The organism is Streptococcus gingivalis (assembly GCF_035544715.1).
GTDB classification, from domain to species: domain Bacteria; phylum Bacillota; class Bacilli; order Lactobacillales; family Streptococcaceae; genus Streptococcus; species Streptococcus gingivalis.
Genome location: NZ_JAYKTO010000001.1, coordinates 220,570 through 244,370, shown reverse-complemented (window position 1 = coordinate 244,370; position 23,801 = coordinate 220,570). Strand labels below are relative to the sequence as shown.

Here is a 23,801-nt window from a genome sequence, read left to right as displayed (position 1 = left end):
CTTACCTCACTTGACCATTTCCACTGACGATATACTTGTAACTGGTCATTTCCCGGAGTCCCATCGGTCCACGCGCATGGAGTTTTTGGGTTGAGATCCCCATTTCACAACCTAGGCCAAATTGTCCCCCGTCTGTAAAGCGTGTAGAAGCATTGACATAAACCGCTGCTGAATCTACTTGCTGGGTGAAATAAGCGGCTGTCTCAGGATTTTCAGTCACAATAGCATCCGAATGATGGGTGCTATGAGCTTCAATGTGGTCCACCGCTTCCTCGACTCCATCAACGACCTTGACTGCTAAAATATAATCTAAAAATTCGGTATCAAAATCCTGTTCCTGTGCCGCTGTCCCAGAAATGATTGCTTGTGCTTGCTCATCTAGGCGCAACTCAACGGATCTTTCCCGATCATCCACTAAACGGTCTTTGACCAAAGGCAAGAAATCAGACGCGATCTCTCGATCCACCAACAAGACCTCCATGGCATTGCAGACAGACGGCCGACTAGTCTTGGCATTTTCGATAATGGCGAGGGCTTTCTGGAAATCAGCCTCCTTGTCCACATAGACATGGACGATCCCAGTTCCTGTCTCGATCACGGGGACAATGGCATTTTCAACCACCGCTTGGATCAAGCCAGCACCACCACGCGGAATGAGCAAATCCAGATAGCCCTTAGCCTTCATCAACGCAAGGCTAGAAGCTCGACTCGTATCTTGGATCAGTTGGAGAAGATCTGGATTCAGTCCGGCTTCTTCCAATCCAGCCTTGAGGGCTGTCACGATCGCTTGAGCAGAATGAAAGGCATCCTTTCCAGTACGAAGGACCACTGCATTTCCACTCTTGATGGCAAGTGCTGCAGCGTCCGACGTCACATTTGGTCGACTTTCATAAATGATGCCAATAACACCCATGGCGACTCGAACTTTCTGGATTTCAAGACCATTTTCCAAGACTTCAGTATCCAGCACTTCCCCAATCGGATCTGGCAGGTCTATTAAAGCACGAATTCCTTGTGCCATCCCTACAATCCGCTCTTGATCAAGAAAGAGGCGATCCAGCATGACTTCAGAAATCTTCCCGCGTGCCGCTTCCATATCGATTTGATTGGCTACTAAAATGGCTTCCGTCGCTTTCAAAAGCTGGCTAGCCATAGCCTCCAAGGCTTGATTTTTAAGAGCGGTACTGGCTGTATTGATGCTTTTCTTAGCTGATCTCGCTAAGGCTAATTGTTCTTGTGTTGTTCCCATACGTTTTCCTCTAGAATTCTGTAAAGAGTAGGTCAATCTCGGGAGTTACCGAGATCCAATCATCCCGGTGGATGAGGATTCCCTTAGCTTTTTTAGACTGGAGCATATCACGCACAGCTGATTGGCCGAGACGGACCTTGCCTTTTCCTAGTAATTGACCAGTCTCTTGATGATAGACGCTGACGATATCGTGATAAGAAAAATCTCCTTCTGCCTTGGTCACACCAGAAATCAATAGACTCTTTCCATGATCCAACAGGGCTTGCGCTGCTCCAGCATCCACCCAAACAGCACCTTTGCTTTCTGCATAAAAGGCTAGCCATTGCTTCTGGGTTTTTAAGCCCTTGTCCTCTGCAAGGAAGTAACTGCCATCTGCTTGCTCTTCCGCTGCTTCGATCAAGGCATCAGACTTGAGAGACGAGCAAATATAGACAGGAACCCCTGACTCGGTCGCAAGGGTCGCTGCCTTGAGTTTGGTCAGCATACCGCCAGTCCCATTGCTACTGCCAGCACCACCCGCCATCTCGATCATCTCGCGAGAAATGTGTTCGATTCGATCCAAGCGCTTAGCTGTTGGATCCTGAGAAGGATTGGCTGTATAGAGACCATCGACATCTGTCAACAGCACCAAAAGATCAGCTTGAACCATGGCTGCAACCTGCGCACTCAAGGTATCATTGTCTCCTACTTTTAACTCAGCAATCGAGACCGTATCGTTTTCATTGATAATCGGGATGGCCCCACGATTAAGCAAGACAGAAAGGGCCTGGTGGGCATTCTTATAGCGACGCTGATCCGCAAAGTCATCCTGGGTCAACAAAATCTGCGCAGAAACAATGTTGCGTAAGAGCAGGTTAGCTGTATATTCTTCCATCAGTAAGCCTTGCCCAACTGCCGCAGAAGCTTGCTTGTCTGCCACCTTGGTCGGCCGTTTTTTAAAACCAAGGGCACCAAACCCAGCAGCAACTGCCCCTGATGAGACCAAGATCAACTCATGACCTGATTCATGTAAGAGAGCCAACTGCTGCGTAATGACCTTGACCTTCTGTCTGGAGAGTGTCCCATCGGGATTGGTCAAAGACGAGGTCCCTACTTTAAAGACGATTCGTTTTGCTTTCATCGCTATGATTCTTTCTAATACTATTTATTTCGTATGTAATGAAAGTGACTGAATCTCCATTCAGCCATCTTCACTATCCTTTTCGAAGGTCTTCCAGCGTTTTCTCAAAGATCGCTGGCACTTCTGCTGTAAATTCCAAGGTCTCGCCTGTGCTAGGGTGGGTAAAACCGAGTGTTCGCGCATGAAGAAACTGTCCTTGTCCTTTAAGTGTCTTCTTAGGACCATAAGCAGGATCTCCAGCTACTGGATGGCCAATATAGGCCATGTGCACCCGAATTTGGTGGGTCCGACCAGTCTCCAGTTGCAACTCTACCAAGGTGTAATTTCCAAAGCGTTCCAAGACCTGAAAACGGGTCACTGCAGGTTTTCCTTTAGCCGTCACCGCTTGTTTTTTCCGGTCCTTTTCACTGCGACCAATTGGTGCTTCAATCATCCCACGATCGTTCGGAAGATTGCCATGGACAATGGCCCAATACTTCCGGAGAGATTTTTTGTCTTTTAGTTCCTCTGCTAAGGCGACGTGAGCTTGGTCATTTTTTGCGACCATCAAGAGGCCTGACGTGTCTTTATCAATCCGATGAACGATCCCTGGACGCAATTCCCCATTGATCCCTGAAAGGTCTTTGACATGGTATAAGAGCGCATTGACCAATGTCCCACTGGTATGACCCGCACTTGGGTGAACAACCATGCCTTGAGGTTTATTGACCACCACAACATCTTGGTCCTCATAGACGATGTCTAAGGGCAAATCTTCTGCTTCATAGCTGACCTCTTCCACTTCTGGGACTTCATACTGGATGATATCCCCTTCTTTGACCGTGTACTTGGCTTTTTTCACAGTCCCATTGACCAGAACTTTCCCTTCTTTGATCTGCTCATTGGCCACAGCTCGTGACAAGGGAGTCAAATCCGCCAAAGCCTTATCCAGTCGCGCACCGGCTACTTCGATTTTAATTTCCATGCGTTTCCTCTTTCAACATCAGGATCAGGAGCAAGAAAACTCCAACTGTCAAATAACTATCTGCTACATTAAAAATGGCAAAATTCATAAAATCCAAGTGGAACATATCGACTACAAATCCTTGACGCAGGCGGTCAATAAAATTCCCCAACCCACCTGCAATGATCAAGGTCAAGCCAATTACCATCCATAGCGATCCTTTGAGGTGCTTATAGAGATAGTAAAAGGCACCCGCCATCACTACGAGGGTGATGAGGGTAAAGAACCATTGCTGATTTTCAAGAAGCGAAAAAGCTGCCCCTGTGTTTTGAAGATAAGTCAGACTGACCACATGGGGGATAAAAGACTTGACGACACCCAGTGGAATGTTCTTCACTACATACCATTTGACCAGCTGATCCAGTAGGACCAAAAGGACGATCGCTACTGGGACCATTGTTTTTCTCTTCATTTCTTACCTCTTTTGATCAAAATATTCTACCATGACCTCGACAAACTTCTCTGCTACAGGAGAGAGATCCATCTCTTCTCGTTTGACATAGACCATCTTATTGTCCAGGTTATCTTCCAAAGGAATCACGGTAATGCCATTCACGGACTGGCTATCCAAAAAGCCTGATCCCGTCGCATAAGCATCTGTCCGTTCCAAGATTCCATTCAAGGTAGCCCGGTCGGTCACATTGAACATTTGGGAGCTCGAGCTGGTATCGACAAAGTTCTCTGAATAATAGAGGTACTCATCTTTTTCTTGGGTAAAACGAACAGTTGGCAACTGAGCTAGATCTTCCATGACCAGTTTTTTCTTCTTAGCCAAAGGGTGTCCTTTGCGAAGGTAAATATGAGTCTGAAAAGGAATCAAATCTACCACTTCAAGCCCTAATTTATCGACCCGTTGCATAATTCCCTTGGTATTTTGACGGTTGAGATAAATAATCCCCAACTCACTATGCCCTTGAGCTACTTCGTCCAAAATTTGAACCGTCGTTGATTCAAAGATGCGGAAGTTTTTATTTTCCGGATAGCGGATTGAGAATTCTGTCATCAAAGGTGGCAAGAAGTCATAGTGCTGACTAGAAATGGAGAATTCTTTCTTCTCTTCTTCGGGACTGGCGTATTGATTTTGAAAAATATCAAACCCTTTGACAACGTCCTGCGCTTTTTCATAAAATTCCATTCCCCGACGGGTCAAAAAAGTCCCAGAACTGGTCCGACGAAAAATCTTAAACCCTAGTTCTTTTTCCAGATCTCTGACGGAAATGGACAAGCTAGGCTGACTCACATACATTTTTTCAGCAGCCTCACGAAAAGTACCACTATTGGCAATCGCCACTACATATCGTAATTGTTGTATATTCATTCTATTTTCCTTATTACAGTATCGATCTATTATACCATAAATTAGGGGCTGAAAGAAGAGATGCGTTTAAGAGACCTTCATCAAGTGAAAATAAAAAAACTGGAACTAAAACAGTTCCAGTTGATACTTATTCAATCACTTGAGTTTCAGCTACTTTCTTGTACCAATGAGCCGATTTCTTCGGATAGCGCTCTTGGGTTTCAAAGTCTACATAGAAGAGACCATAGCGTTTTTCGTAACCATTAGACCAAGAGAAGACGTCCATGAGAGACCAGATGAAGTAACCTTTGACATTAGCACCATCTGCAATCGCATCCGACAAGACTTCCAAGTGTTGTTTCACATAATCAATCCGGCCATCGTCATAAACCGTATTGTCCACAAACTCATCTTTGTATCCAAGTCCGTTTTCAGTGATGTAGATCTTCTTGTAATTTGGATAATCTTTCTTGACACGCATGATTTGATCATACAAACCTTGAGGGTAGATGATCCAGTCCCAGTCAGTACGAGGTACATAGTCAGGAGCTACACGACGTCCAACACCTTTGATTTGGTATTTAGAGCTTCCTTTTTCCCCTTTACCATTATGAATGATTTCTGTTTCGCCATCAAAGGCTTCCATCCAATCACTCATGTAGTAGTTAATTCCAAGGAAGTCGTTCAAATCTTTAGCTGCTTCAAGTGATGCAAAGTCTTCGTCCCGAAGATCCAGACTACCACCATTAACTGAAAGAATGTGGTTTACCCCTTCCATGGTTGCATCTGAATAGTGTCCGAGGTAAGTCGCATCCAAGATAAACTTGTTGTGGATGATATCTTCCAACTCAGCAGCACGTACGTCTGCAGGATTTTTAGGATCCAATGGATACTTAGTTGGAAGTGCGTGAACAACCCCGATTTCACCTTTATAACCTTTGTCTTTGTACAATTTCACAGCACGTGCATGAGAAACCATCATATTGTGGTGAGATTGGAAGACTTTGGCAAGGTCATATTGAATACCTGGTGGGAATTTACCAACCAAGTATTGACCATCACCGATTGGGCCAATTTCATTGAAGGTTGTCCAGTAGTTGACTTCTGGGAATTCTTCAAAACAGAAAGCAGCATAATCTACAAAGTGTTCGATATTTTCACGATTCAAGAAGTCTCCATTTGAGTGAAGAGCTTCAGGAGTATCAAAGTGGTGAAGAGTTACGAATGGTTCTACATGACGTTTATGGCATTCTGCAAATAACTTATGATAGAATTCTACCCCTTTTGGATTGACTTCACCATAGCCAGTTGGGAAAATACGTGACCAAGCAATAGAAATACGAATTCCGTTTACGCCATATTCTTCCGCCAACTGTAAGTCTACTGGATATTTATGGTAGAAATCACTCGCTGGTTCAGCAGTATACCAATAGTTGTCTGCTAAATATTTATCCCATGCAACAGGTCCTTTACCGTCTGTATGTGTCGCACCTTCTGCCTGATAAGCTGCAGTTGCGCCACCAAAAATAAAATCTTTAGGTAATGTTTTTGACATAAGTTTCCCCTTCTCAATCATAAAATAAAAATAAAGCAAGATGGAGAGGAGTTAGTGAGCCATCCATCTCCATCTCACTTCTTGTACCAAGCCACCGAATTGTGACATGAGGAGGTAAAAACGATATATTTTTACCGACGAATTAACAAGTCGATTAGGAAAATCGCCATAGCGATTTCCGTTACGATAGGAGACTGTTTCACAGTCCCTATCGTTAATCGAATTGAGCTTGAACAAAGGCTAGAGCACCTTTTCCATCACGGGTTAACTTGATGTACTGAGCACCTTCTGTCTTCGCCAATTTGATGCCTAGTTTATCTGTTTCAGCCTTCATATCTTCGAAGTTGGAAGCAACCTGAGGCGCCAAGATAACAAGGTCAAATTCTGGCAACATTTCACGGTGGGCTCCATAGCCACCTGCTGCAGCTTTAACTGGAACTTTATACTCTTCTGCGGCTTTATTCAAAGCATTGGCAAGAAGACCACTTGTTCCTCCACCAGCACAAAGAACGAGGACGTTTGTTTCTTCAGTAATTGTATTTTGTGCTGAATCTACTCCAGCTTTTTCAAGAATAGCATCTGCTTTTGCAGTGTTAAAGTTTGCAGCTACCTTTTCTTTTAATTCATCATTAGTTTTACCTGAACGTTCTTCTTCAAGAATTTGTTCATCATAAACCTTGAGGAATGGATAGTAGATAACAATATCTACTACAATTAACAATGCTGCAAGAGCGAATGATAAGAACTGGAAGTTTGTACCAAGAACAATACCAAGAGGTCCTGGTGTAGTCCATGGAAGGTTGGCAGTAAATGAGTTCATGCCAAGTGTTTCAATAAAGAACTTAAAGATCCATACGTTTGCAATTGGTGCAAAGATGAATGGGATAAAGAAGATTGGGTTCAAAACAAGCGGTGCACCAAACAAGATTGGTTCGTTTACACCAAAGAATGTAGGAACTACTGAAGCGCGTCCAATAGCACGATTTCGTTTCGATTTACACAACCACATAAACATGAATGGAACCACAAGAGTTGCTCCTGTACCACCCATAGTGACGATGAACATTTGTGTACCAGATGTAAGGATCTTATCAGCGTGCATACCTTGTTGGAGAAGGTTCAAGTTGACTTCAGCATTGGCATAAGTAATCGCTGCAATCGCAGGCTCAACGATAGATGGGCCATGGATACCAATAAACCAGAAGAATGCAAAGGCACCGAAAATAATCGTAATACCAACATAACCGTCTGCTGCTGAGAATAGAGGAGCAAGAAGGGTACCGATTGATTCAGCAACCGTTACATGAAGGCTTGCTTTCACAACTAATTCAAGTGCATACAAGAGTACAACTGACAATGTAAATGGAATCAGGTCTTTAAATACTTGTGAAATATTTGGTGGAACCTCGTCTGGCATGCGAATCGTCACATTATTTTTCACACAGACCTTATAAACATTAACGGTAACAAAGGCTGCAATGAAGGCTGTCAACAGACCTTTTGTACCCATGAAGGCTGTTAAGAATCCACCTTCTTTAGCAGGTTCAGCAGCCATGAGCAAGAAGCCAACCATAGAAGCCAACATTGTAGAAATGAAGTTGATTTGGTTAGTTGCTGGAAGGTCGCGGTTCATTGAATCAGTCAAAGCCTTAGCCGTTGTACCACCAACGAAGAAGGCCAAGATGCCCATAGAATAGCTATATGGAGTCATCAAGAAAGTTTCAATATCTTTAGACCAATGGAATCCCCAAGCGTTTGGTACATACGCAATTAGGATGAAGATAGATGAGAATAAGATTACAGGCATTCCTGCAATGAAACCATCACGAATCGCTCGCAAATATTTGTTTCGAGAAATCTTTTCAAAGAAAGGTTTCCCTTTTTCAATCAGTTCAATCAGTTTATTCATTATTTCGCTCCTCTTTTATATAGTTCAATCAGATGGTGAATCACGTCTTTTAATAGGATTGTTGTCATGAGATGGTCTTGACCATGCATCATGGTAATGCTATAGGGGATTTCTTCTCCTGCTGCTTCATGCGCTAGCATGGTCGTTTGAGATTTGTGAGCCTCAGCGATACAAGACCCTGCTTCTTCTACTAAGGATTCTGCTTTAGCAAAATCACCATTTTCAGCAGCTTTTAAGGCTTCCACTAATTTTGATCGAGCGTCACCGGCATAAGCGACAATTTCAAAGCCAAGTAATTGGACTTCTTCTTTATTCATGTTGGTTCCTCCTTATGATACCTTTTGAAAATTTTTATAATAGACGTTGAATATGAAGGGCTAAATAGACTTTTTCATTAGGAGATATCTTGGCTCCTGTCTGTTCAGCGATGGTTTGGTAGATTTGATGACTAATCTCATAAGCCTTTGGATAACTTAGCTGAATCAGTTGTTCCATCTCGCTCAAACCTTCTGGATCTTCTCTTCCCTTATCTAGCGAATCTAGGAAATAATTGAGATGGATCATAAAGCGATCATAGAAATGACTGTTTTCTTCTTTCCGTTTCAATCCATTTTGAGCTAGTTTTTCTTCTACAGCTTTCAAAATAACTTGTCGGTCCTGAACATCTGGATCTTGCTCATGAATCATTTCCCCTTGTGCATTAATGAAATGATAAGCGATGCGATTCACTTCATCGTCAGGAAATTGATCCAAGAGCCGCTTTCGAAAGATCTCAATCGCTTCTTTTGCGATTTTATAGGGAATCGGATGCATAGCAGACACATCAGGAAGGTCACTGTATTTATATCTTCCCTGTTGAACTGCCTGGTAAGAACAAAAGATGTGATCTGTTAATGTCACATAGATATATTCTTGAACAGGATAGGCATATTTCTTAGACAAGGTATCAATCACTTCATAAGTGGTTGTAATGAAATCAAGAGGAACATTCTTTAGAAGGGCCATAAAGTTTTCTCTTGACTCATCCGTGTTTAAACGAAATACTTTTTCGACCTTATCATCAGCTACTAGATCATTTTTCTTTTTCCCAAAAGCAATCCCACTCCCAATAACAATCAACTCTTGTTGTAGTTCATTTTGAACCAAAGCAACATTATTGTTCATTGGATGGATAATACGATACATGAGGCTCTCCTTTGTAAAATTTGTTAAAAGCAAATAAAAATGACCACGAAGCAACCGAAAAAACTAGCCTACACTAATTGTTCAGTCTACTTGTGGTCACGCCTAATCTAACTTAGTAACGCTCACTGCTATTCAACTTATAAACTTATTCTATCATAAACTTTTTGTTTTGTAAACCCTTACAGCGAAAATTTTTAAACATTTTTTTATAAAAAATAAACAAGACCTTGAAATAATGAAGAGGCTGGGACAAAAGTCCTAGCCTCTCAATTGTCTTTGGATTGTTGAGCAAGACGCAGTGGTTGAGTGGGCTCTACTACGCTGATTTCATCAGCTTTTACAGCCCTACTCAACTGTGCGGAGGTGGGACGACGAAATCGAATTCTAACGAATGACCGATTTCTGTCCCACTCTCTAACTGTTGCTTTAGGAGGCAATCATCATTTGAATCTTATACGCGTTCTGTCCAAGGTGTTGCTACTTTAGCCAAGACTGCGTTCAATTCTTCAATATTTTGTCGACCTTCTGTACGAAGCCATTCACGAGCAGCTGCTTCTCCATCTTTGATGTAAGCTTCTACTGAACCTGCCCATGTCGCACGTCCACAAAGAACACCGTTGAAGTTTGCACCAGATGCATGAGCAAATTCCAAGGTTTCTTGGAAGAGCTTAGCTGATACACCTGCACTGAGGTAGATGTATGGAAGGTTGGTTGCTTCTTCTTGTTCTTTGAAGAAAGCAGCTGCTTCTTCACGACTATAGACAACTTCTCCTTCTCCAAATCCTTCCACGAAGTTCACATTAACTGGAACTTCTACTTTCAATACATCAATATTGAAACGAGGATCTGAGAAGACTTTCATAGCTTCAATGACTTTACGAGGTTTCACTTTTGCATATTCAGCAGAGGTTGCATCTGCAATTCCTTCATCATAAGCCAAGATTTCAAGGAAGAATGGAATATCTTCTGCAGCACATTCAGAACCGATGCGTTCAATATAAGCTTGTTTTTCTTGGTTGAGTTCATCTGCACTGTCTACATCATAGTAGAGCAAGAATTTCACAGCATCTGCGCCTTGTTCTTTGATGCGTTTTGCTGACCAAAGGTTGAGGCAGTCTGGTAGACGCTTTGTGCTTGATGTATCGTAACCTGTTTTTTCATAGGCAAGTAAGAGACCAGCATCTTTGTCCAAGGCTTTCGTAGCTGGCAAACCATATTCTGGGTCCAACAACATAGATGAAGCATATTTTGTCAATTCATCTGCTACAAGGACTTTCAATTCTTCCATTTGTGCTACAGTTGGCTCAGTGTCTTGGTATTTGGCCATCAAGCGTTTCAAAGCCCCACGTTGGTCGAAGGCCAAAGCTGAAATGACACCGTCTTTTGTACTAAGACGTTCCAAATAGTTGCGTTTTTGTTCTGTTAATACCATTTTATACCTCTTTTACGATTAATTGTTGATACAAGGCATCATAGTGCCCCATGTTGACATGTCCTGTTTGTGCTTCTTGCGCATTTAACATTCCAAGAACATTTGCTTTCTTGAGCAAGTCTGCGTCACTCTCATGATGATAGAGACCAGATGCAATCCCTGCAACAGTCGAATCACCAGATCCGACTGGATTGACGACATCGATCTTAGGAATATCTACCTTATAGAAGACATCCCCATGCTTAGCGAAAGCGCCATTTGCACCAAGGGAGACAATTACCCACTCGATGCCATCAAAGAGAGAATCCTGAAGAACTTCTTTTAAATCTTCCACATTCTTACTCACTTCTTTTCCTAACAACTGTGATAATTCTTCATTGTTTGGTTTAATGACCGTAGGCTTGACAGCTTCTTGAATGGCAGCTTCTAAAGAAGCTCCCGAGCAATCGAGTACGACTGGTTTCCCAGCATCCTTTGCAATCTTGACAAGGCTAGCATAGTAGTCCACTGGTAAACCAGCAGGAAGACTTCCAGAGATGGCAACAACCTCTACTTGGTCAACCAAGTGACGATAATGGTCGAGAAAGTCTTGCCCTTCTTTCTCAGAAATGGTTGGACCTTTTTCTAAGATTTCTGTTTGCTTGCCTTCGTGAAGGATGGCGATACAATTACGTGTATCTCCAGCAATTTCAAAGAAACGTTCCTCTATCCCTTCTCCTAAATGATCGAGAATGAATTGCCCCGTTCGACCACCAAGTAGGCCAGTCGCTGCCACTGGATCCTTTATCTCAGAAAGTACACGAGTAACGTTAAGACCTTTCCCACCAGCTGTCTTACTCACCTCAGCCACACGATTGACTGTATCCAACTGGAGTACATCCAAAGGATAAGAAATATCAATCGAAGGGTTCATCGTGACCGTTAATATCATACGTCACCTCTTAGTCGTGGTATTCACCACGGTCCCATTTTTCAAGGAATTCTGCAAAGAAATCAGCATCCGCTTGATGAGCATTATGGCTTTCCACATGTTGGATCTTAGCGATCAATTTTTTATTTTCTTCAGTTGGTTTGTATTCAGCGTGGATGAATGCTTCAATGATATTGCACATGAGCAATTCACCAGTAATTTTACCCCCAAACCCGATGACATTCGCGTTCAATTCTTCTTTTGCATAAAGAGCAGTTGTCATATCGCGTACCAAGGCAGAACGGATACCAGGTACTTTGTTAACAGCATTGTTAATCCCAACACCAGTACCACAGATACAAACACCAAGATCTGCTTGGCCACTTGCTACGGCTTCACCGACTTTCTTACCAAAGATTGGATAGTGGGTACGTGTATGGTCATAAGTCCCAAAGTCGAGCACTTCGTATCCTTTTGATTTCAAAAAATCAGAAACAGCCATTTTTTCATTTGTCACAATGTGATCACAACCAATTGCAATTCTCATTTGAATTCTCCTCTCATTAGCACATCTTATTCAACATATCAACACGGATTTGATGACGGCCACCGTCGTATTTACCATTGACGAAGCCTTTGGCAATGTTTTTCGCCAATTCATCCCCAACAATTTCAGCTCCCATGGTAATCATTCGAGAATTGTTGTGTCCACGTGTCATATAAGCAGAACGTTCATCTGAAACTTCTGCTGCCACCATTCCTTTGATTTTAGTCGCAACCATAAATGGACCAGCTCCATAAGCATCAATCACGATTCCAAGATTTTGATCGTTTTTGTTCACTTCGCTCGCAACTGCAAGTGTCACATCTACAAAATCTTGACCTTCAGCGGTTACATCTACAACATCGAAGTTTTCTTTTACAAGAAACTCTTTCACGAGATCTTTTAATCTTAATCCTGCAGCATCTGCACCAATTACAATAGACATGTCCTGTCCTCCTTTTGTTTGTTTCAGCAAATATTCCTATTGTTAATTTTTCGCAAAGAAACATTTTCTTACTTTTGATATTATATTACACCTATTTTGAACGAAAGTCAACATTAAATTGTTTGTTTTTGAACATTTCTTTAATAATAAATACACCATATTTTGTTTTATATGATTTTCGTATACAAGGCATATTTGTCTTTGATCTTCTTTGGAATACTATCATCAGTAATAATGGCATTCAGGTCTTCCACTCGATAGAAACTATAGAAAGAATAGCTATCAAACTTACTGTTATCAGCAACCACATATTTCTCAATTGCATTGTTTAGAATAATAGCATTACCATTTCCCTCTTCTTCATTTGCTGTGGAAACATGATGCCCATCGATGCCATTGACCCCGATGAAAGCTTTAGAAACCTTGATTTCTTTCAAGAGTTTATTGGCAAATTGACCGACAAAAGTTTGTGTCTTCACCCGGTAGCGACCACCAACTAAGATCAGGTCATAATTTGGAAAATCCTTTAGCTTTTCAAAAATGGGGAGGGAATTGGTGACGATACTGATTTCCTTTCCCTCTAAATAGTCACCGATAAAATCTGTTGTCGTACCTGACCCAATAAAGACGGTATCCCCATTTTCGATCAACTCTGCACATTTTTTTGCAATGGTTCGTTTCTCATCAATATTGATGAGATTTTTCTCACTGTGAGAAGCCTCTAACAAACTATCTTTTACCTTTTTGTGGGCTCCACCATGTACACGAACTAAAAGACCTTGTTTTTCAAGATCGATCAGATCGCGACGAATGGTCATGTCTGTCACCCCAAAGAGTTCCTTGAGTTCTTTGACTGATACCACACTTTTTCGATCCAGTTCCTGAAGAATTTCAACATGTCTGCTATCTTTCATGGTACTACTTCCATTCCTACTATATTTGTCTCTATTATACTACATTTTTCAAAAAACACAAATTCAAACATTATATTAACAGGAGTAAACATGAATTTTTTAAATAAATAAAAGAAAAAAGCCTTCTGATAAATCAGAAAGCTTTAATTTTGCTATTTCTAGCTTCCTCACCTTTGGATCAAGGCTCGGGACAAAAAGGTTTAGAAAACCTTTTTATTTTGCGATTGGGTAAACAGAAACTTGTTTTTTATCGCGACCTTTACGTTCGAAGCGTACTACGCCTTCAACTTTTGCGAACAAAGTATCGTCTCCACCACGTCCAACGTTCACACCTGGGTAGATGTGTGTACCGCGTTGACGGTAAAGGATAGATCCACCTGTTACAGTTTGTCCATCAGCTGCTTTAGCTCCAAGACGTTTTGCTTGTGAATCACGTCCGTTTGATGTAGAACCTCCACCTTTTTTGTGGGCGAAAAGTTGCAAGTTAGCAAGATTCAATTTCAACATAATTGTTTTCCTCCATGTTAGTTTTCTGTGATAACTCTTGTTTGGACGAACTCTGATGAGTTCTCAGATAAGTTTGCCATCCCTAAGAAAAATGATTCAAAGAATAGTTGGGTCATTTCTCTTTGATGTGGTGGAATATCCGTCGGGATCGTCACCCGCAGGAAGCCACCTTCTTCTTCGTTTAATTCTAGATCCGGTTCGTAGCCTGCAAATTTCTCAACAGAGTTGACAAAGTTAATGGCTAGAGTCGAAACCGATGCACACACGACATCAAAGCCGTATTCACCGCTTCCAGCGTGCCCAGTGATTTCTGCACTCCTCAGCTCGCCATCTTCGGCTCGTTCAAAGACTGCTTGTATCATGTGTTCTCCTAAAATTAAGCGTTGATAGCGTTGATGACAACTTTGGTGTAAGGTTGACGGTGACCTTGTTTACGGTGGCTACCTTTTTTAGGTTTGTACTTGTAAGTAACAACTTTCTTTTGTTTTCCTTGTTTTTCAACAGTTCCAACAACAGTAGCTCCTGAAACAAGTGGAGTTCCGACAACAGTGTTTTCACCACCAACAAGAACAACTTCGTTAAATGTAACTTCTTGACCAGCTTCAACGTTCAATTTTTCAACGTAGACTGCTTGACCAACTTCAACTTTAACTTGTTTTCCGCCAGTTTTAATGATTGCGTATGTGCTCATTATGCACCTCCTATGTATTTTTGGGTTTCCCCGTATTTTTGTGAAGACTCGCCTAGCATCGTGGGACGAACCACTTACTCTCATGAAAATGAGCGACGATGTTCGAGCGGTTGCACAGGCATGTGCATAGTCAACTCTCTTAGTATATCACTTCTATCAGACAATGACAAGTATTTTTGCGCTTTGAAAACGAATTTCTTTTATAAAATGGATGATTTTATATCTTTTATTTTAAGATTGCTTGTAAGACCGACTTCTTCTTCTACTTATCTTTAAATTTAAAGTCATTGAAGCTCATTTTTGCTTTTGAAGAATCGTTCATGCTCTTCATTTTTTCTTCTTGTTCCTTGGTGATTTTGATAGGAATGGCTGCAGCCGTATTGGGTTTCAATACACCAGATTCGCTCACTTCATAGTCAACTGTGACATCTTTGAATAGTGGCTCCCCATCATATTCTAAATTCAGAACAAAGGATCCATCACGATCGATGGTTGTGGTGGTACGATTCACGATAAAGAACAAGGCGAAGCGATTTTCCTCATTTCCAAAGGTATAGCCTGGGAAAAAGACAAATAATTTTCCAGGTTCTCCAAGCGTTGGATGTTCCTTGATAAATTTCTCAGATGCTTCCAAGACTTCGTTGTCTTGGTCTTTATACTGGTCGGCTCTGACAAATGTGAGGGGTTCTTTTTTACTGCTGGTTGACTGGCTGGTCTTTTCTTCTTTTTTCGGGCCAGTAAATGATACTTTGACACAGCCTGTCAACAGAAGCAAACTTGTCATTAAAACGATAATTTTTTTCATCTTGTCTCCTTTAAGTTGGTTAGAAAAAGAGGCTGGATACTCCCAGTCTCTCCTATAGCAAATCCTCGATCAGGTCATCGACCTCATCTTTTTCTGCTTTTGGTGTGATCTCTGTTACGATGATACCTGCTACCGCACGCTCAACCAAAGCTTCCACATCCATACGTTGCTCATACTGCTCTGCATTTTTGAGTTTCGGATTGGTCTTTGGACGATCTGGTGCAAAGATGGTACAACAATCTTCGAATGGCTGGATAGAAATTTCAAAGGTATCAATGGCTTGAGCAATATCGATGATTTCCAATTTGTCCATGGTCACCACCGGACGGATAACCGGCGTATTGGTCACTGCATTGATGGCATGCATACTCTCTAAGGTTTGGCTAGCCACTTGTCCCAAGCTTTCACCATTGATAATCACCAAACCACCGCGAACCTCGCGAATACGGTCTGTAATGCGCATCATAAAGCGACGGGTCAAAGTCATGAGGTAAGCTTCTGGTGCTTTTGCCTTGATTTCCTCTTGGATCTCTGTGAAGGGCACCTCGATAAATTGGATATTGCCCCCAAACTTAGTCAACTTCCGTGTTAAGTCATGGGCTTTTTTCAAGGCACCTGGGCTGGTATAAGGCGGGCTTGCAAAGTGGACTGCCTCGATATCCACTCCACGCTTCAAGGCTAGGTAACCAGCTACTGGAGAGTCAATTCCACCAGAAAGCATGAGCATGCCCTTGCCAGACGTACCAACAGGAAGGCCACCTGCTCCCTTAATGGTTTCATAAGAAATATAGGCTGCTTCTTCTCGAATTTCAACTTGCAAGTTGATATCTGGTTTTTTCATCTGAGCTTGGATGGTTGGAATGGCTTCAAAGACAGCACCTCCCAAGGTTTGGTTGAGCTCGCGACTATCGAGTTCAAAGGTATGGTCACTGCGCTTACTTGAGATTTTAAAGGTCAAGCCATCCTTGTAAATATCCTTCATGATCTCTTGCACTGCCGATTTTAAGGCCGGAACAGATTTTTCAATCTTGTAAACAGGTGAAAAATTTTGGATTCCAAAAACCTGCTTAAGGGATTCTGCTACTGGCTCATAATCCGTCCCATGCAGATAAGCATGCGCCCGATCGCGGTCGGCTGTCACTTTGACAGCTGGATAGATAGATAAAACATCTTGGATATTATTGCGAAGTTTATTGATAAAACGCATACGGTTCTTTCCTTTAGTAGAAAGCTCTCCATAGCGAATCATAATTTCTGAATAGGTTAAGGTCATGTTGATTTCCTTCTAAAATTAACGTACTTTTCGTGTTTGCTCGTAAATCAGTTTGAACTTGGTCAAGAATTGCTCGACTTGGCTCATGTCATTTTCAAGGTCTAGACTCAAGCGAACAGCTGTCTGGGCAATACTCTTGTCCACTCCCATAGCAATCAAGGTACCAGCTGGTTTTCCAGCCTTGGACGAGCAGGCACTAGTGGTCGAGATGTAAATATCAAACTCTTCAAAGGCATGGACCACTACTTCACCACGAACTCCCTTGATCCCGAAAGTCAAGATGTGAGGGGCAAAGTGATCCTCACCAGAAAAGATAGTGACATCTGGATAGTTGGCCAATTCTTTGCGGATCACTTCTTTCATCTGCTGGGTCTTACTAGCAAAAGCTTCTTGGTTTTCCATAGCTAAGCGTAGGGCTTTTGCGGTTGCTGCGATACCTGCCACGTTCTCAGTTGTCGAGCGCATTTCTTTTTCTTGACCTCCACCCGTTAAGAGGGGTGTGATCTTTTTGCCTTCTTTGATGTAGACAAAGCCAACTCCACGAAGACCATGGAATTTGTGACTAGAGAAGGTCGCAAAGTCCACGCGCTCTGGTAGATAAACTTCTGTTGCTACCTTGGCTAAAGCTTGAACCGCATCGACATGGAAACTAATCGTTGGGCGATCCTCAAGGAGAGCCGCGATTTCATGGATGGGCTGGATGGAGCCAATCTCATTGTTGACGGCCATGATAGAGACCAAGGTCGTATCTGGACGGAGAAGACTAGCCAAGGCATCCACTTTAACAAAGCCACGCGCATCCACTGGAGCATAATCCACTTCGAATCCCTGCGTCTTTAACCAAGCAGCGGACTCCTTGATAGCGGGATGCTCGATGTCAGAGACAATGATATGCTTGCCATAAGGAGCTTTCTCAAAAGCGACACCCTTGAGGATCCAGTTGTCCCCTTCGGTCCCACCAGACGTGAAGTAAATTTCCTCAGCTTTCTTGCCAATTAGCTCCGCAATCTGTTTTCTAGAAGCTTCTAAAATACGAGTCGCTTGACTACCTAGATTGTGCAAACTAGAAGGGTTGCCCCAGATCCGTGTCACTACTTCTGTATAGGTCGCAAGGGCCTCTGGATAAGGTTTGGTCGTTGCTGAATTGTCAAAATAAATCATGTCCTACGCATCCATCACTTTCTTTTTACGTAACTTCTATTTTATCATTTCTAACCGCTTGGGACAAGGATTTGATAAAGAGAGATGAGGTAAAATCACTTCATAAAATTCAGTTCTTTTTAGACATTTTTCAGAAAATGACTTATAATAGGAAAGTGTTAAAAAACAATTTTTGATAGAAAGAGAATGAACATGTCACAATATTCAAGAAGCAACAAAAACCAAAAACCAGAGGAAAAGGCAGATACAAGACCCTCACGTGGTGAAAAAGTCAAACAAGGCCTGTCACTATTTCAAACAGTTGTCGCCACGATTGCCAGTCTTTTAGGGATTATCGTCACTTCTTTTACGATTATAAGCCTGCTTAATAAAGACAATCAAAAAACAGAAGATAAGCCATCTAGTAGCACCAGCGTCGTCGTGGTTCACGATAAAAGTTCTGACTCCACCGCGACAGATACCAACACAAATACCAACACGCAAACCGATTCAAGCAATACAGAGACAAGTTCTCAGAAAGAAACCAATAACTCATCTGCTACAGAAACTAGTTCATCTGCAGCGCAAGATCAAGGTTCCACCGCAACAGACAGTGGCGCAGATACAGCATCATCTGGATCCAACTAAAAAATCAGTAAGGACAACCTTACTGATTTTTTTTGGCTTTTGATTCCATTTTTTTCTGATGTTTATAGAAAGCATCGATCTCGTTGTCATACTCCCATTTGAGCTTTGAGCGCTCTTCCTGGATTTGATCCAATTGTTCATATGGAAACTTGTTGGAGTCTATCTCTATATGTTGATTCAGCTTCTGAACCATCTAGATTATCAAAACTGCTCAAATTCCAATTACTCAAATAATCTACCCCCTACTCTAATGTCGGATCCTATATACATCTCATCTATATTTAATGTATTGTCCTCATTAATTGGGATATCTACTCCCCAACCCGATTCTTCAATATTATTTATACGTCCATAAACATTCATATAATATTCGGGAGTTGTAAGCCCACCATCACTCCATTGTGTCTGATCCCAATCAATTTGAACGGATTCAACTTTTGAATTTTGTGCTTTGACTAAATCAATAACCTTCTGTTCGTGTTCTTTTAGGTAGTCCAGTTGTTTTTTCTTTATAGTTTCTTCATCTTCCTTTAGGTCTTTTGTAGATGAAGAAACATTCGTTTTTTCTTGCTTCGTATCTTCTTTCTGTTTCACAGTACATCCACCTACAATAAGTAGTGCTGCAATTGAAGCAATTGTTAGCATGATTTTTCGACTTTTCATGAGCCCTCCTATCATTCTGTACAGATTATTCTCTAAAATTGGAAACTGGATAAATGTTATTCCGATTATGATAGCATTTATAGTTTGAAAAACAAGCTATCACACTACATAGAGCTTTTTAAAACATGAGTATATGAATTCTTTACTTTTGATGATCAAAGTTTTAAATTAAAGAGTTATGACGTTGGTTACGATCTAGACTATTGGTCTATTACTTACACATAGCACGTTTTTTTCCTATCATTTTAAGTTCCAATTACTCAAGTAATCTTCCCCCTATATCAACGTCGGATCCTATATACATCTCATCTAAATTTAATGTATTGTCCTCATTAATTGGGATATCTACTCCCCAACCTGATTCTTCAATATGATTTATACGTCCATAAACACTCATATAATATTCAGGAGTTGTCAGTCCACCATCACTCCATTGTGTATGATCCCAATCAATCTGAACGGATTCGACTTTTGAATTTTGTGCTTTGACTAAATCAATAACCTTTTGTTCGTGTTCTTTTAGGTAGTCCAGTTGCTTTTTCTTTATAGTTTCTTCATCTTCCTTTAGTGCTTTCGTAGATGAAGAAACATTCGTTTTATCTTGCTTGGTATCTTCTTTCTGTTTCATGGTACATCCACCTACAATAAGCAGTGCTGCAATTGAAGCAATTGTTAGCATGACTTTTCGACTTTTCATAAGTCCTCCTATCATTCTGTACAGATTATTCTCTATAATTGGAAACTGGATAAATGTTATTCCGATATTCTAGCATTTATAGTTTGAAATCCAAACTATCACACTAGATCGAGCTTTTTAAAACATGAGTTAATGATTTCTTTACCTTTAATCATCAAAATTTTAAATTAAAGAGCTATGAGGTAAGTGACAATTTGCACTATTGCTCTATTACTCACACATAGCACGTTTTTTATTCCTCTCATTCAACATTGCAATTACTCAAATAATCTACCCCCTACTCTAATGTCGGATCCTATATACATCTCATATAGATTCAATGTATTGTCCTCATTAATTGGGATATCTACTCCCCAACCCGATTCTTCAATATTATTTATACGTCCATAAACACTCATATAATATTCAGGAGTTGTTAGTCCACCATCACCCCACTGCGTCTGATCCCAATCAATCTGAACGGATTCAACTTTTGAATTTTGTGCTTTGACTAAATCAATAACCTTCTGTTCGTGTTCTTTTAGGTAGTCCAGTTGTTCTTTTTTTATGTCTCCTTCTGGTTTTTGTACGACTTTCTTTGAAGATGAGGCCGTTATCTTCTGTTCGGGTCTTTTGGTCAGGGTCATGATTTTTCCTCCAAGAAAAACCAGTCCTAGGATCGGTAACAAAATAATCAAAAATAGTTCCATTTGTCTCTTCATTCAATTCTCTCCAATCTACACACTTTTAATTGATCTATCAACTTATTTATTCGAAAATTCTTCCACCTATCATTTCTGGATCTATTATGGACTCATAGCTCAAATATTTTTTGAATCCTTTCCTCTTAATAGGTAGAATGATCTGTTGATTTAATTAAGGAAAATTCGAACCAGAAATTGAATCAATTGAACTTGGATTCTCAACATTTGGTTTTGGGACAATAAAAAATGAATAGCCATTTAGTTCCTTATCATTTTCTCCATAGACCTTTAAACGGATGTCAAACCCAGATTCCGTAAAAGCACCACTATCTCCTACTTTCACACTATCCCAGTCATACTTGACTTGAACAACTTCTGGATCATTTGACTTTATGTAATCCGTAATTTCTGACTCATGTTTCTTTAAAAAGTTTACTTGCCTTTGAGTAACAGTTGCGGTATCTTCTTTGATGGAGGAAGAGGTGACAGTTTGCGCTTGTTTCGTATGAGCTTTTTGCTTTACACTACAACCTCCAATGCTTGTAAAAATAAGCATTAAAGCTATTAACTTAAGTGTACATTTCATTTTACTTTTCATGTTTCCTCCTAACACTATTACTTCTATTTACTTAGGAAAAATTTTCCAGCCACCATTTTCCTCGATATAAATATCATTTAGCATCCCCATTTTTTTGATAGTTGGTATGCTATTTTGATCTTCTAGGTAAAAATCAACGGAGAATTTTGTTTTTTTTAATTGATTAATTTGACCAGAAATAGATAAATTGTATCCACCACCCTGAGGCGTTCCGTTTCCAGACTCTTCAATTTGCATACTGTTCCAATCAATCTGAACGAATTCAACTTTTGAATTTTGTGCTTTCACAAAATCGACGATCTCTTGCTCGTGTTCTTTTAGATAGGCGAGCTGTTTTTGTTTAATGGTTTCTTTGTCCTCTTTTGTAGTTGAAGAGGTGACAGTTTGCGCTTGTCTGCTTTTTTCACGTTCTTGCTTCACACATCCTACTAGACATCCAATTGTTAAAATGAAAGCAAGTGCGATCATCAGATTGTTTATTTGTTTTCTCATAATTTTATTTCGTTTAAAAGTGATTCCTCTATTGCATCTCTCATTGTCTAACGGACGGATCATTTCTTTTCTACCCGATACAAACTATCAGAACCAATTGAATCTATCTTAGGAATCTTATTTTTATCTAATGTAAAATTCAATCTAAAATTTGTTAGTTTACTTTCATTGGCATAACCATAAACTAATAGTATTTCGTCACCTCCCTGAGGTGTTCCATTACCTCCTACAACTGTTTTAATACTGTCCCAGTCATAAGACACCTGCGTAATGTTAGCATTATGTTCTGTCACATAGGTCGTCATTTCTTGCTCGTGTTCTTTCAAATAAGCGAGCTGTTTTTGTTTAATGACTTCTTTGTCTTCTTTGGTTGATGAAGAGGTGACAGTTTGCACTTGTTTCGTTTGCTCTTTTGATTTTATGGTACATCCTCCTATACATGCAAGGAGAGCTAAGGTAGTGATTAATTTAAACACCGTTTGTTTTATCATGTGCTATCTTTCTCTAAAACAGTTCTTTTTCAAAATGCATTGTACTTACCTAGGAAATAGGCTTTCCGCCAATCGTAGGTTCATGAAGCATAAACATTTCTCGCAGGTTAATTGACTGATCATCATTAATTGGAAAATCTACTCCCCATCCTGAGTTCTCAATATGATTAATGCGACCAAAAATATTCATATAATATTCGGGAGTTGTAAGCCCACCATCACTCATCTGAGTTTCATCCCAATCAATCTGAACTGACTCAATTTTAGGATTTTGAGACTTCACAAAATCGACGATTTCCTGCTCATGCTCTTTGAGATAAGCGATTTGTTTTTGTTTTATGGCTTCTTTGTCTTCTTTGGTTGATGAAGAAACGACAGTTTGCGCTTGTTTCGTTTGCTCTTTTGGTTTTACGCAACCACCCATACTTACAAAAACAGCTATCGTAGTGATTAATTTAAATATCGTTCGTTTTTCCATGTGGTAACTTTCTCTAAAACCGTTCATTTTCAATACGCTTTATATTTCCATTAGTCAATAGGCTCACCATCAATACTGATGTAATCACCCATTGTCATATTTTTAAGATTTACAGTCCCATCTTCATTCATGGGAATATCCACTCCCCATCCTGAGTTCTCAATATGATTAATACGTCCAAAAACATTCATATAATATTCAGGAGTTGTAAGTCCACCATCACTCCATTGTGTCTGATCCCAATCAATCTGAACGGATTCTACTTTTGAATTTTGTGCTTTGACTAAATCAATGACCTTCTGTTCGTGTTCTTTTAGATAGTCCAGTTGCTCTTTTTTTATTTCTTCTTTTGATTTTTGTGCAACTTTTTCTGAAGAAGTGGTCGTTATCTTCTGCTCTGGCCTTTTTGTCAGATTCATGATTTTTCCTCCAAGAAAAACAACTCCTAGGATTGGAAACACTATTAGAAAAATGAGTTCCACACGTCTCTTCATTCAATTCTCTCCAATCTACACACTTCGAATCAATCTATCAACTTATTCACTCGAAAATTTCTTGACCTAAGCTTAAGTTTTGCCCCAGTGACATCGTCTTTAAATTAATCTTTCCATCTTCCACAACCAAATCAACTCGCCAACCAGATTCAGGATTTTGATTAAACCCACCAAAAATGAGAATCATCTCGTCACCACCTTGTGGCGTCCCATTTCCGGCTACTCCCCACTGAGTTTGATCCCAATCAATCTGAACGGATTCGACTTTCGGATTTTGGGCTTTCACAAAATCGACGATTTCTTGCTCATGCTCTTTGAGATAAGCGATTTGCTCTTTTTTTATCTCTTCTTCTGATTTTTGTACGACTTTCTTTGAAGATGAGGCCGTTATCTTCTGTTCGGGTCTTTTGGTCAGGGTCATGATTTTTCCTCCTAGAAAAACAATTCCTAGGATCGGTAACAGAATAATCAAAAATAGTTCCAGTCGTCTCTTCATCTCTTCTTCTCCAATCCTTCCTTTCATGACTGAATGGGCCAGTCACTTTCCTTACTATTATAGCATCTTTCATTTGAATCTC

Annotated in this window: 30 protein-coding genes and 1 other annotated feature; of the genes, 1 reads left to right on the top strand and 29 read right to left on the bottom strand. The window is 40.6% G+C overall.

What is annotated here, in order from left to right; all coding sequences use genetic code 11:
- Nucleotide 1: 1 nt before the first annotated feature.
- The 20 genes from SM122_RS01125 to SM122_RS01030 form a co-directional block, all read right to left on the bottom strand.
- Nucleotides 2-1,249: a glutamate-5-semialdehyde dehydrogenase gene (locus SM122_RS01125; RefSeq protein WP_324737722.1), complete on the bottom strand. Its 1,248-nt coding sequence runs from the start codon at nucleotides 1,247-1,249 to the stop codon at nucleotides 2-4.
- A 10-nt stretch (nucleotides 1,250-1,259) separates the two neighbouring features.
- Nucleotides 1,260-2,369, bottom strand: a complete 1,110-nt coding sequence (proB, locus tag SM122_RS01120) for a glutamate 5-kinase (protein WP_031573640.1) — start codon at nucleotides 2,367-2,369, stop codon at nucleotides 1,260-1,262.
- A gap of 73 nt (nucleotides 2,370-2,442) precedes the next feature.
- A complete protein-coding gene (locus tag SM122_RS01115) occupies nucleotides 2,443-3,333 on the bottom strand; it encodes an RluA family pseudouridine synthase (RefSeq protein ID WP_031573637.1) in 891 nt (296 codons plus the stop codon).
- Nucleotides 3,323-3,784 carry a signal peptidase II gene (lspA, locus tag SM122_RS01110; RefSeq protein WP_324737721.1) on the bottom strand — a complete coding sequence of 154 codons (462 nt, stop codon included), beginning with the start codon at nucleotides 3,782-3,784 and terminating at the stop codon, nucleotides 3,323-3,325. The genes SM122_RS01115 and lspA overlap by 11 nt, the downstream gene beginning before the upstream one ends.
- 3 nt (nucleotides 3,785-3,787) lie before the next feature.
- Nucleotides 3,788-4,690, bottom strand: coding sequence for a LysR family transcriptional regulator (locus SM122_RS01105; protein WP_003001728.1), 903 nt, complete (start codon nucleotides 4,688-4,690; stop codon nucleotides 3,788-3,790).
- Between the two features lie 127 nt (nucleotides 4,691-4,817).
- Complete coding sequence (lacG, locus tag SM122_RS01100) at nucleotides 4,818-6,224, bottom strand: 6-phospho-beta-galactosidase (RefSeq protein ID WP_195326809.1); 1,407 nt, start codon at nucleotides 6,222-6,224, stop codon at nucleotides 4,818-4,820.
- A gap of 214 nt (nucleotides 6,225-6,438) precedes the next feature.
- Nucleotides 6,439-8,133, bottom strand: coding sequence for a lactose-specific PTS transporter subunit EIIC (locus tag SM122_RS01095; protein ID WP_031573630.1), 1,695 nt, complete (start codon nucleotides 8,131-8,133; stop codon nucleotides 6,439-6,441).
- Nucleotides 8,133-8,450, bottom strand: coding sequence for a PTS lactose/cellobiose transporter subunit IIA (locus SM122_RS01090; protein WP_003007713.1), 318 nt, complete (start codon nucleotides 8,448-8,450; stop codon nucleotides 8,133-8,135). The genes SM122_RS01095 and SM122_RS01090 overlap by 1 nt, the downstream gene beginning before the upstream one ends.
- Before the next feature lie 34 nt (nucleotides 8,451-8,484).
- Entirely contained in the window at nucleotides 8,485-9,318 is an 834-nt protein-coding gene (locus SM122_RS01085; protein WP_023918365.1) for a PRD domain-containing protein, read from the bottom strand.
- A gap of 451 nt (nucleotides 9,319-9,769) precedes the next feature.
- A complete protein-coding gene (gene lacD / locus SM122_RS01080) occupies nucleotides 9,770-10,750 on the bottom strand; it encodes a tagatose-bisphosphate aldolase (protein WP_003007720.1) in 981 nt (326 codons plus the stop codon).
- A gap of 1 nt (nucleotide 10,751) precedes the next feature.
- Nucleotides 10,752-11,681 (bottom strand): tagatose-6-phosphate kinase, encoded by a 930-nt coding sequence (locus tag SM122_RS01075; protein WP_324737720.1) that lies wholly within the window; start codon nucleotides 11,679-11,681, stop codon nucleotides 10,752-10,754.
- A 10-nt stretch (nucleotides 11,682-11,691) separates the two neighbouring features.
- The gene (lacB, locus tag SM122_RS01070) at nucleotides 11,692-12,207 is read right to left on the bottom strand and encodes a galactose-6-phosphate isomerase subunit LacB (RefSeq protein WP_324737719.1); all 516 of its coding nucleotides are present in this window, start codon (nucleotides 12,205-12,207) and stop codon (nucleotides 11,692-11,694) included.
- A 16-nt stretch (nucleotides 12,208-12,223) separates the two neighbouring features.
- Nucleotides 12,224-12,649: a galactose-6-phosphate isomerase subunit LacA gene (gene lacA / locus SM122_RS01065; RefSeq protein WP_003007724.1), complete on the bottom strand. Its 426-nt coding sequence runs from the start codon at nucleotides 12,647-12,649 to the stop codon at nucleotides 12,224-12,226.
- Between the two features lie 167 nt (nucleotides 12,650-12,816).
- Nucleotides 12,817-13,563, bottom strand: a complete 747-nt coding sequence (locus tag SM122_RS01060; protein WP_009731217.1) for a DeoR/GlpR family DNA-binding transcription regulator — start codon at nucleotides 13,561-13,563, stop codon at nucleotides 12,817-12,819.
- A gap of 213 nt (nucleotides 13,564-13,776) precedes the next feature.
- On the bottom strand, nucleotides 13,777-14,070 hold the full coding sequence (gene rpmA / locus SM122_RS01055; protein ID WP_003002805.1) for a 50S ribosomal protein L27: 294 nt from the start codon (nucleotides 14,068-14,070) through the stop codon (nucleotides 13,777-13,779).
- Between the two features lie 17 nt (nucleotides 14,071-14,087).
- Nucleotides 14,088-14,432, bottom strand: coding sequence for a ribosomal-processing cysteine protease Prp (locus SM122_RS01050; RefSeq protein ID WP_003002581.1), 345 nt, complete (start codon nucleotides 14,430-14,432; stop codon nucleotides 14,088-14,090).
- Between the two features lie 14 nt (nucleotides 14,433-14,446).
- Complete coding sequence (rplU, locus tag SM122_RS01045) at nucleotides 14,447-14,761, bottom strand: 50S ribosomal protein L21 (protein ID WP_003007734.1); 315 nt, start codon at nucleotides 14,759-14,761, stop codon at nucleotides 14,447-14,449.
- Between the two features lie 34 nt (nucleotides 14,762-14,795).
- Nucleotides 14,796-14,883: a sequence feature (ribosomal protein L21 leader region), on the bottom strand.
- Between the two features lie 140 nt (nucleotides 14,884-15,023).
- A complete protein-coding gene (locus tag SM122_RS01040) occupies nucleotides 15,024-15,566 on the bottom strand; it encodes a membrane lipoprotein lipid attachment site-containing protein (RefSeq protein WP_070594946.1) in 543 nt (180 codons plus the stop codon).
- 52 nt (nucleotides 15,567-15,618) lie between these two features.
- Complete coding sequence (gene thiI / locus SM122_RS01035; protein ID WP_324737718.1) at nucleotides 15,619-16,839, bottom strand: tRNA uracil 4-sulfurtransferase ThiI; 1,221 nt, start codon at nucleotides 16,837-16,839, stop codon at nucleotides 15,619-15,621.
- A gap of 18 nt (nucleotides 16,840-16,857) precedes the next feature.
- On the bottom strand, nucleotides 16,858-18,000 hold the full coding sequence (locus SM122_RS01030; RefSeq protein ID WP_324737717.1) for a cysteine desulfurase family protein: 1,143 nt from the start codon (nucleotides 17,998-18,000) through the stop codon (nucleotides 16,858-16,860).
- Nucleotides 18,001-18,192: 192 nt separating this feature from the next.
- Here SM122_RS01030 and SM122_RS01025 point away from each other — a divergent pair, with 192 nt between their 5' ends.
- Nucleotides 18,193-18,627: a DUF6556 family protein gene (locus tag SM122_RS01025; protein ID WP_049523609.1), complete on the top strand. Its 435-nt coding sequence runs from the start codon at nucleotides 18,193-18,195 to the stop codon at nucleotides 18,625-18,627.
- A 222-nt stretch (nucleotides 18,628-18,849) separates the two neighbouring features.
- Here SM122_RS01025 and SM122_RS01020 read toward each other — a convergent pair whose 3' ends face one another.
- From SM122_RS01020 to SM122_RS00980, 9 genes are all read right to left on the bottom strand, one after another.
- Entirely contained in the window at nucleotides 18,850-19,290 is a 441-nt protein-coding gene (locus tag SM122_RS01020; RefSeq protein WP_173018892.1) for a hypothetical protein, read from the bottom strand.
- Between the two features lie 256 nt (nucleotides 19,291-19,546).
- Entirely contained in the window at nucleotides 19,547-19,987 is a 441-nt protein-coding gene (locus SM122_RS01015) for a hypothetical protein (RefSeq protein ID WP_173018891.1), read from the bottom strand.
- A gap of 257 nt (nucleotides 19,988-20,244) precedes the next feature.
- Nucleotides 20,245-20,688 (bottom strand): hypothetical protein, encoded by a 444-nt coding sequence (locus SM122_RS01010; RefSeq protein ID WP_173018890.1) that lies wholly within the window; start codon nucleotides 20,686-20,688, stop codon nucleotides 20,245-20,247.
- A 154-nt stretch (nucleotides 20,689-20,842) separates the two neighbouring features.
- Complete coding sequence (locus SM122_RS01005; protein WP_155169600.1) at nucleotides 20,843-21,268, bottom strand: hypothetical protein; 426 nt, start codon at nucleotides 21,266-21,268, stop codon at nucleotides 20,843-20,845.
- A gap of 27 nt (nucleotides 21,269-21,295) precedes the next feature.
- Complete coding sequence (locus tag SM122_RS01000; RefSeq protein ID WP_155169792.1) at nucleotides 21,296-21,760, bottom strand: hypothetical protein; 465 nt, start codon at nucleotides 21,758-21,760, stop codon at nucleotides 21,296-21,298.
- A gap of 59 nt (nucleotides 21,761-21,819) precedes the next feature.
- A complete protein-coding gene (locus tag SM122_RS00995; RefSeq protein WP_155169598.1) occupies nucleotides 21,820-22,251 on the bottom strand; it encodes a hypothetical protein in 432 nt (143 codons plus the stop codon).
- Nucleotides 22,252-22,300: 49 nt separating this feature from the next.
- Nucleotides 22,301-22,729, bottom strand: coding sequence for a hypothetical protein (locus tag SM122_RS00990; protein WP_155169596.1), 429 nt, complete (start codon nucleotides 22,727-22,729; stop codon nucleotides 22,301-22,303).
- 50 nt (nucleotides 22,730-22,779) lie between these two features.
- Nucleotides 22,780-23,223, bottom strand: a complete 444-nt coding sequence (locus tag SM122_RS00985; protein ID WP_155169594.1) for a hypothetical protein — start codon at nucleotides 23,221-23,223, stop codon at nucleotides 22,780-22,782.
- Nucleotides 23,224-23,269: 46 nt separating this feature from the next.
- Entirely contained in the window at nucleotides 23,270-23,746 is a 477-nt protein-coding gene (locus SM122_RS00980) for a hypothetical protein (RefSeq protein WP_155169584.1), read from the bottom strand.
- Nucleotides 23,747-23,801: the final 55 nt, after the last annotated feature.

Excerpts from the sequence above, each read along its gene's own strand:
- SM122_RS01125 (WP_324737722.1), bottom strand. The coding sequence starts at position 1,249 with ATGGGAACAACACAAGAACAATTAGCCTTAGCGAGATCAGCTAAGAAA.
- proB (WP_031573640.1), bottom strand. The coding sequence starts at position 2,369 with ATGAAAGCAAAACGAATCGTCTTTAAAGTAGGGACCTCGTCTTTGACC.
- SM122_RS01115 (WP_031573637.1), bottom strand. The coding sequence starts at position 3,333 with ATGGAAATTAAAATCGAAGTAGCCGGTGCGCGACTGGATAAGGCTTTG.
- lspA (WP_324737721.1), bottom strand. The coding sequence starts at position 3,784 with ATGAAGAGAAAAACAATGGTCCCAGTAGCGATCGTCCTTTTGGTCCTA.
- SM122_RS01105 (WP_003001728.1), bottom strand. The coding sequence starts at position 4,690 with ATGAATATACAACAATTACGATATGTAGTGGCGATTGCCAATAGTGGT.
- lacG (WP_195326809.1), bottom strand. The coding sequence starts at position 6,224 with ATGTCAAAAACATTACCTAAAGATTTTATTTTTGGTGGCGCAACTGCA.
- SM122_RS01095 (WP_031573630.1), bottom strand. The coding sequence starts at position 8,133 with ATGAATAAACTGATTGAACTGATTGAAAAAGGGAAACCTTTCTTTGAA.
- SM122_RS01090 (WP_003007713.1), bottom strand. The coding sequence starts at position 8,450 with ATGAATAAAGAAGAAGTCCAATTACTTGGCTTTGAAATTGTCGCTTAT.
- SM122_RS01085 (WP_023918365.1), bottom strand. The coding sequence starts at position 9,318 with ATGTATCGTATTATCCATCCAATGAACAATAATGTTGCTTTGGTTCAA.
- lacD (WP_003007720.1), bottom strand. The coding sequence starts at position 10,750 with ATGGTATTAACAGAACAAAAACGCAACTATTTGGAACGTCTTAGTACA.
- SM122_RS01075 (WP_324737720.1), bottom strand. The coding sequence starts at position 11,681 with ATGATATTAACGGTCACGATGAACCCTTCGATTGATATTTCTTATCCT.
- lacB (WP_324737719.1), bottom strand. The coding sequence starts at position 12,207 with ATGAGAATTGCAATTGGTTGTGATCACATTGTGACAAATGAAAAAATG.
- lacA (WP_003007724.1), bottom strand. The coding sequence starts at position 12,649 with ATGTCTATTGTAATTGGTGCAGATGCTGCAGGATTAAGATTAAAAGAT.
- SM122_RS01060 (WP_009731217.1), bottom strand. The coding sequence starts at position 13,563 with ATGAAAGATAGCAGACATGTTGAAATTCTTCAGGAACTGGATCGAAAA.
- rpmA (WP_003002805.1), bottom strand. The coding sequence starts at position 14,070 with ATGTTGAAATTGAATCTTGCTAACTTGCAACTTTTCGCCCACAAAAAA.
- SM122_RS01050 (WP_003002581.1), bottom strand. The coding sequence starts at position 14,432 with ATGATACAAGCAGTCTTTGAACGAGCCGAAGATGGCGAGCTGAGGAGT.
- rplU (WP_003007734.1), bottom strand. The coding sequence starts at position 14,761 with ATGAGCACATACGCAATCATTAAAACTGGCGGAAAACAAGTTAAAGTT.
- SM122_RS01040 (WP_070594946.1), bottom strand. The coding sequence starts at position 15,566 with ATGAAAAAAATTATCGTTTTAATGACAAGTTTGCTTCTGTTGACAGGC.
- thiI (WP_324737718.1), bottom strand. The coding sequence starts at position 16,839 with ATGACCTTAACCTATTCAGAAATTATGATTCGCTATGGAGAGCTTTCT.
- SM122_RS01030 (WP_324737717.1), bottom strand. The coding sequence starts at position 18,000 with ATGATTTATTTTGACAATTCAGCAACGACCAAACCTTATCCAGAGGCC.
- SM122_RS01025 (WP_049523609.1), top strand. The coding sequence starts at position 18,193 with ATGTCACAATATTCAAGAAGCAACAAAAACCAAAAACCAGAGGAAAAG.
- SM122_RS01020 (WP_173018892.1), bottom strand. The coding sequence starts at position 19,290 with ATGAAAAGTCGAAAAATCATGCTAACAATTGCTTCAATTGCAGCACTA.
- SM122_RS01015 (WP_173018891.1), bottom strand. The coding sequence starts at position 19,987 with ATGAAAAGTCGAAAAGTCATGCTAACAATTGCTTCAATTGCAGCACTG.
- SM122_RS01010 (WP_173018890.1), bottom strand. The coding sequence starts at position 20,688 with ATGAAGAGACAAATGGAACTATTTTTGATTATTTTGTTACCGATCCTA.
- SM122_RS01005 (WP_155169600.1), bottom strand. The coding sequence starts at position 21,268 with ATGAAAAGTAAAATGAAATGTACACTTAAGTTAATAGCTTTAATGCTT.
- SM122_RS01000 (WP_155169792.1), bottom strand. The coding sequence starts at position 21,760 with ATGAGAAAACAAATAAACAATCTGATGATCGCACTTGCTTTCATTTTA.
- SM122_RS00995 (WP_155169598.1), bottom strand. The coding sequence starts at position 22,251 with ATGATAAAACAAACGGTGTTTAAATTAATCACTACCTTAGCTCTCCTT.
- SM122_RS00990 (WP_155169596.1), bottom strand. The coding sequence starts at position 22,729 with ATGGAAAAACGAACGATATTTAAATTAATCACTACGATAGCTGTTTTT.
- SM122_RS00985 (WP_155169594.1), bottom strand. The coding sequence starts at position 23,223 with ATGAAGAGACGTGTGGAACTCATTTTTCTAATAGTGTTTCCAATCCTA.
- SM122_RS00980 (WP_155169584.1), bottom strand. The coding sequence starts at position 23,746 with ATGAAAGGAAGGATTGGAGAAGAAGAGATGAAGAGACGACTGGAACTA.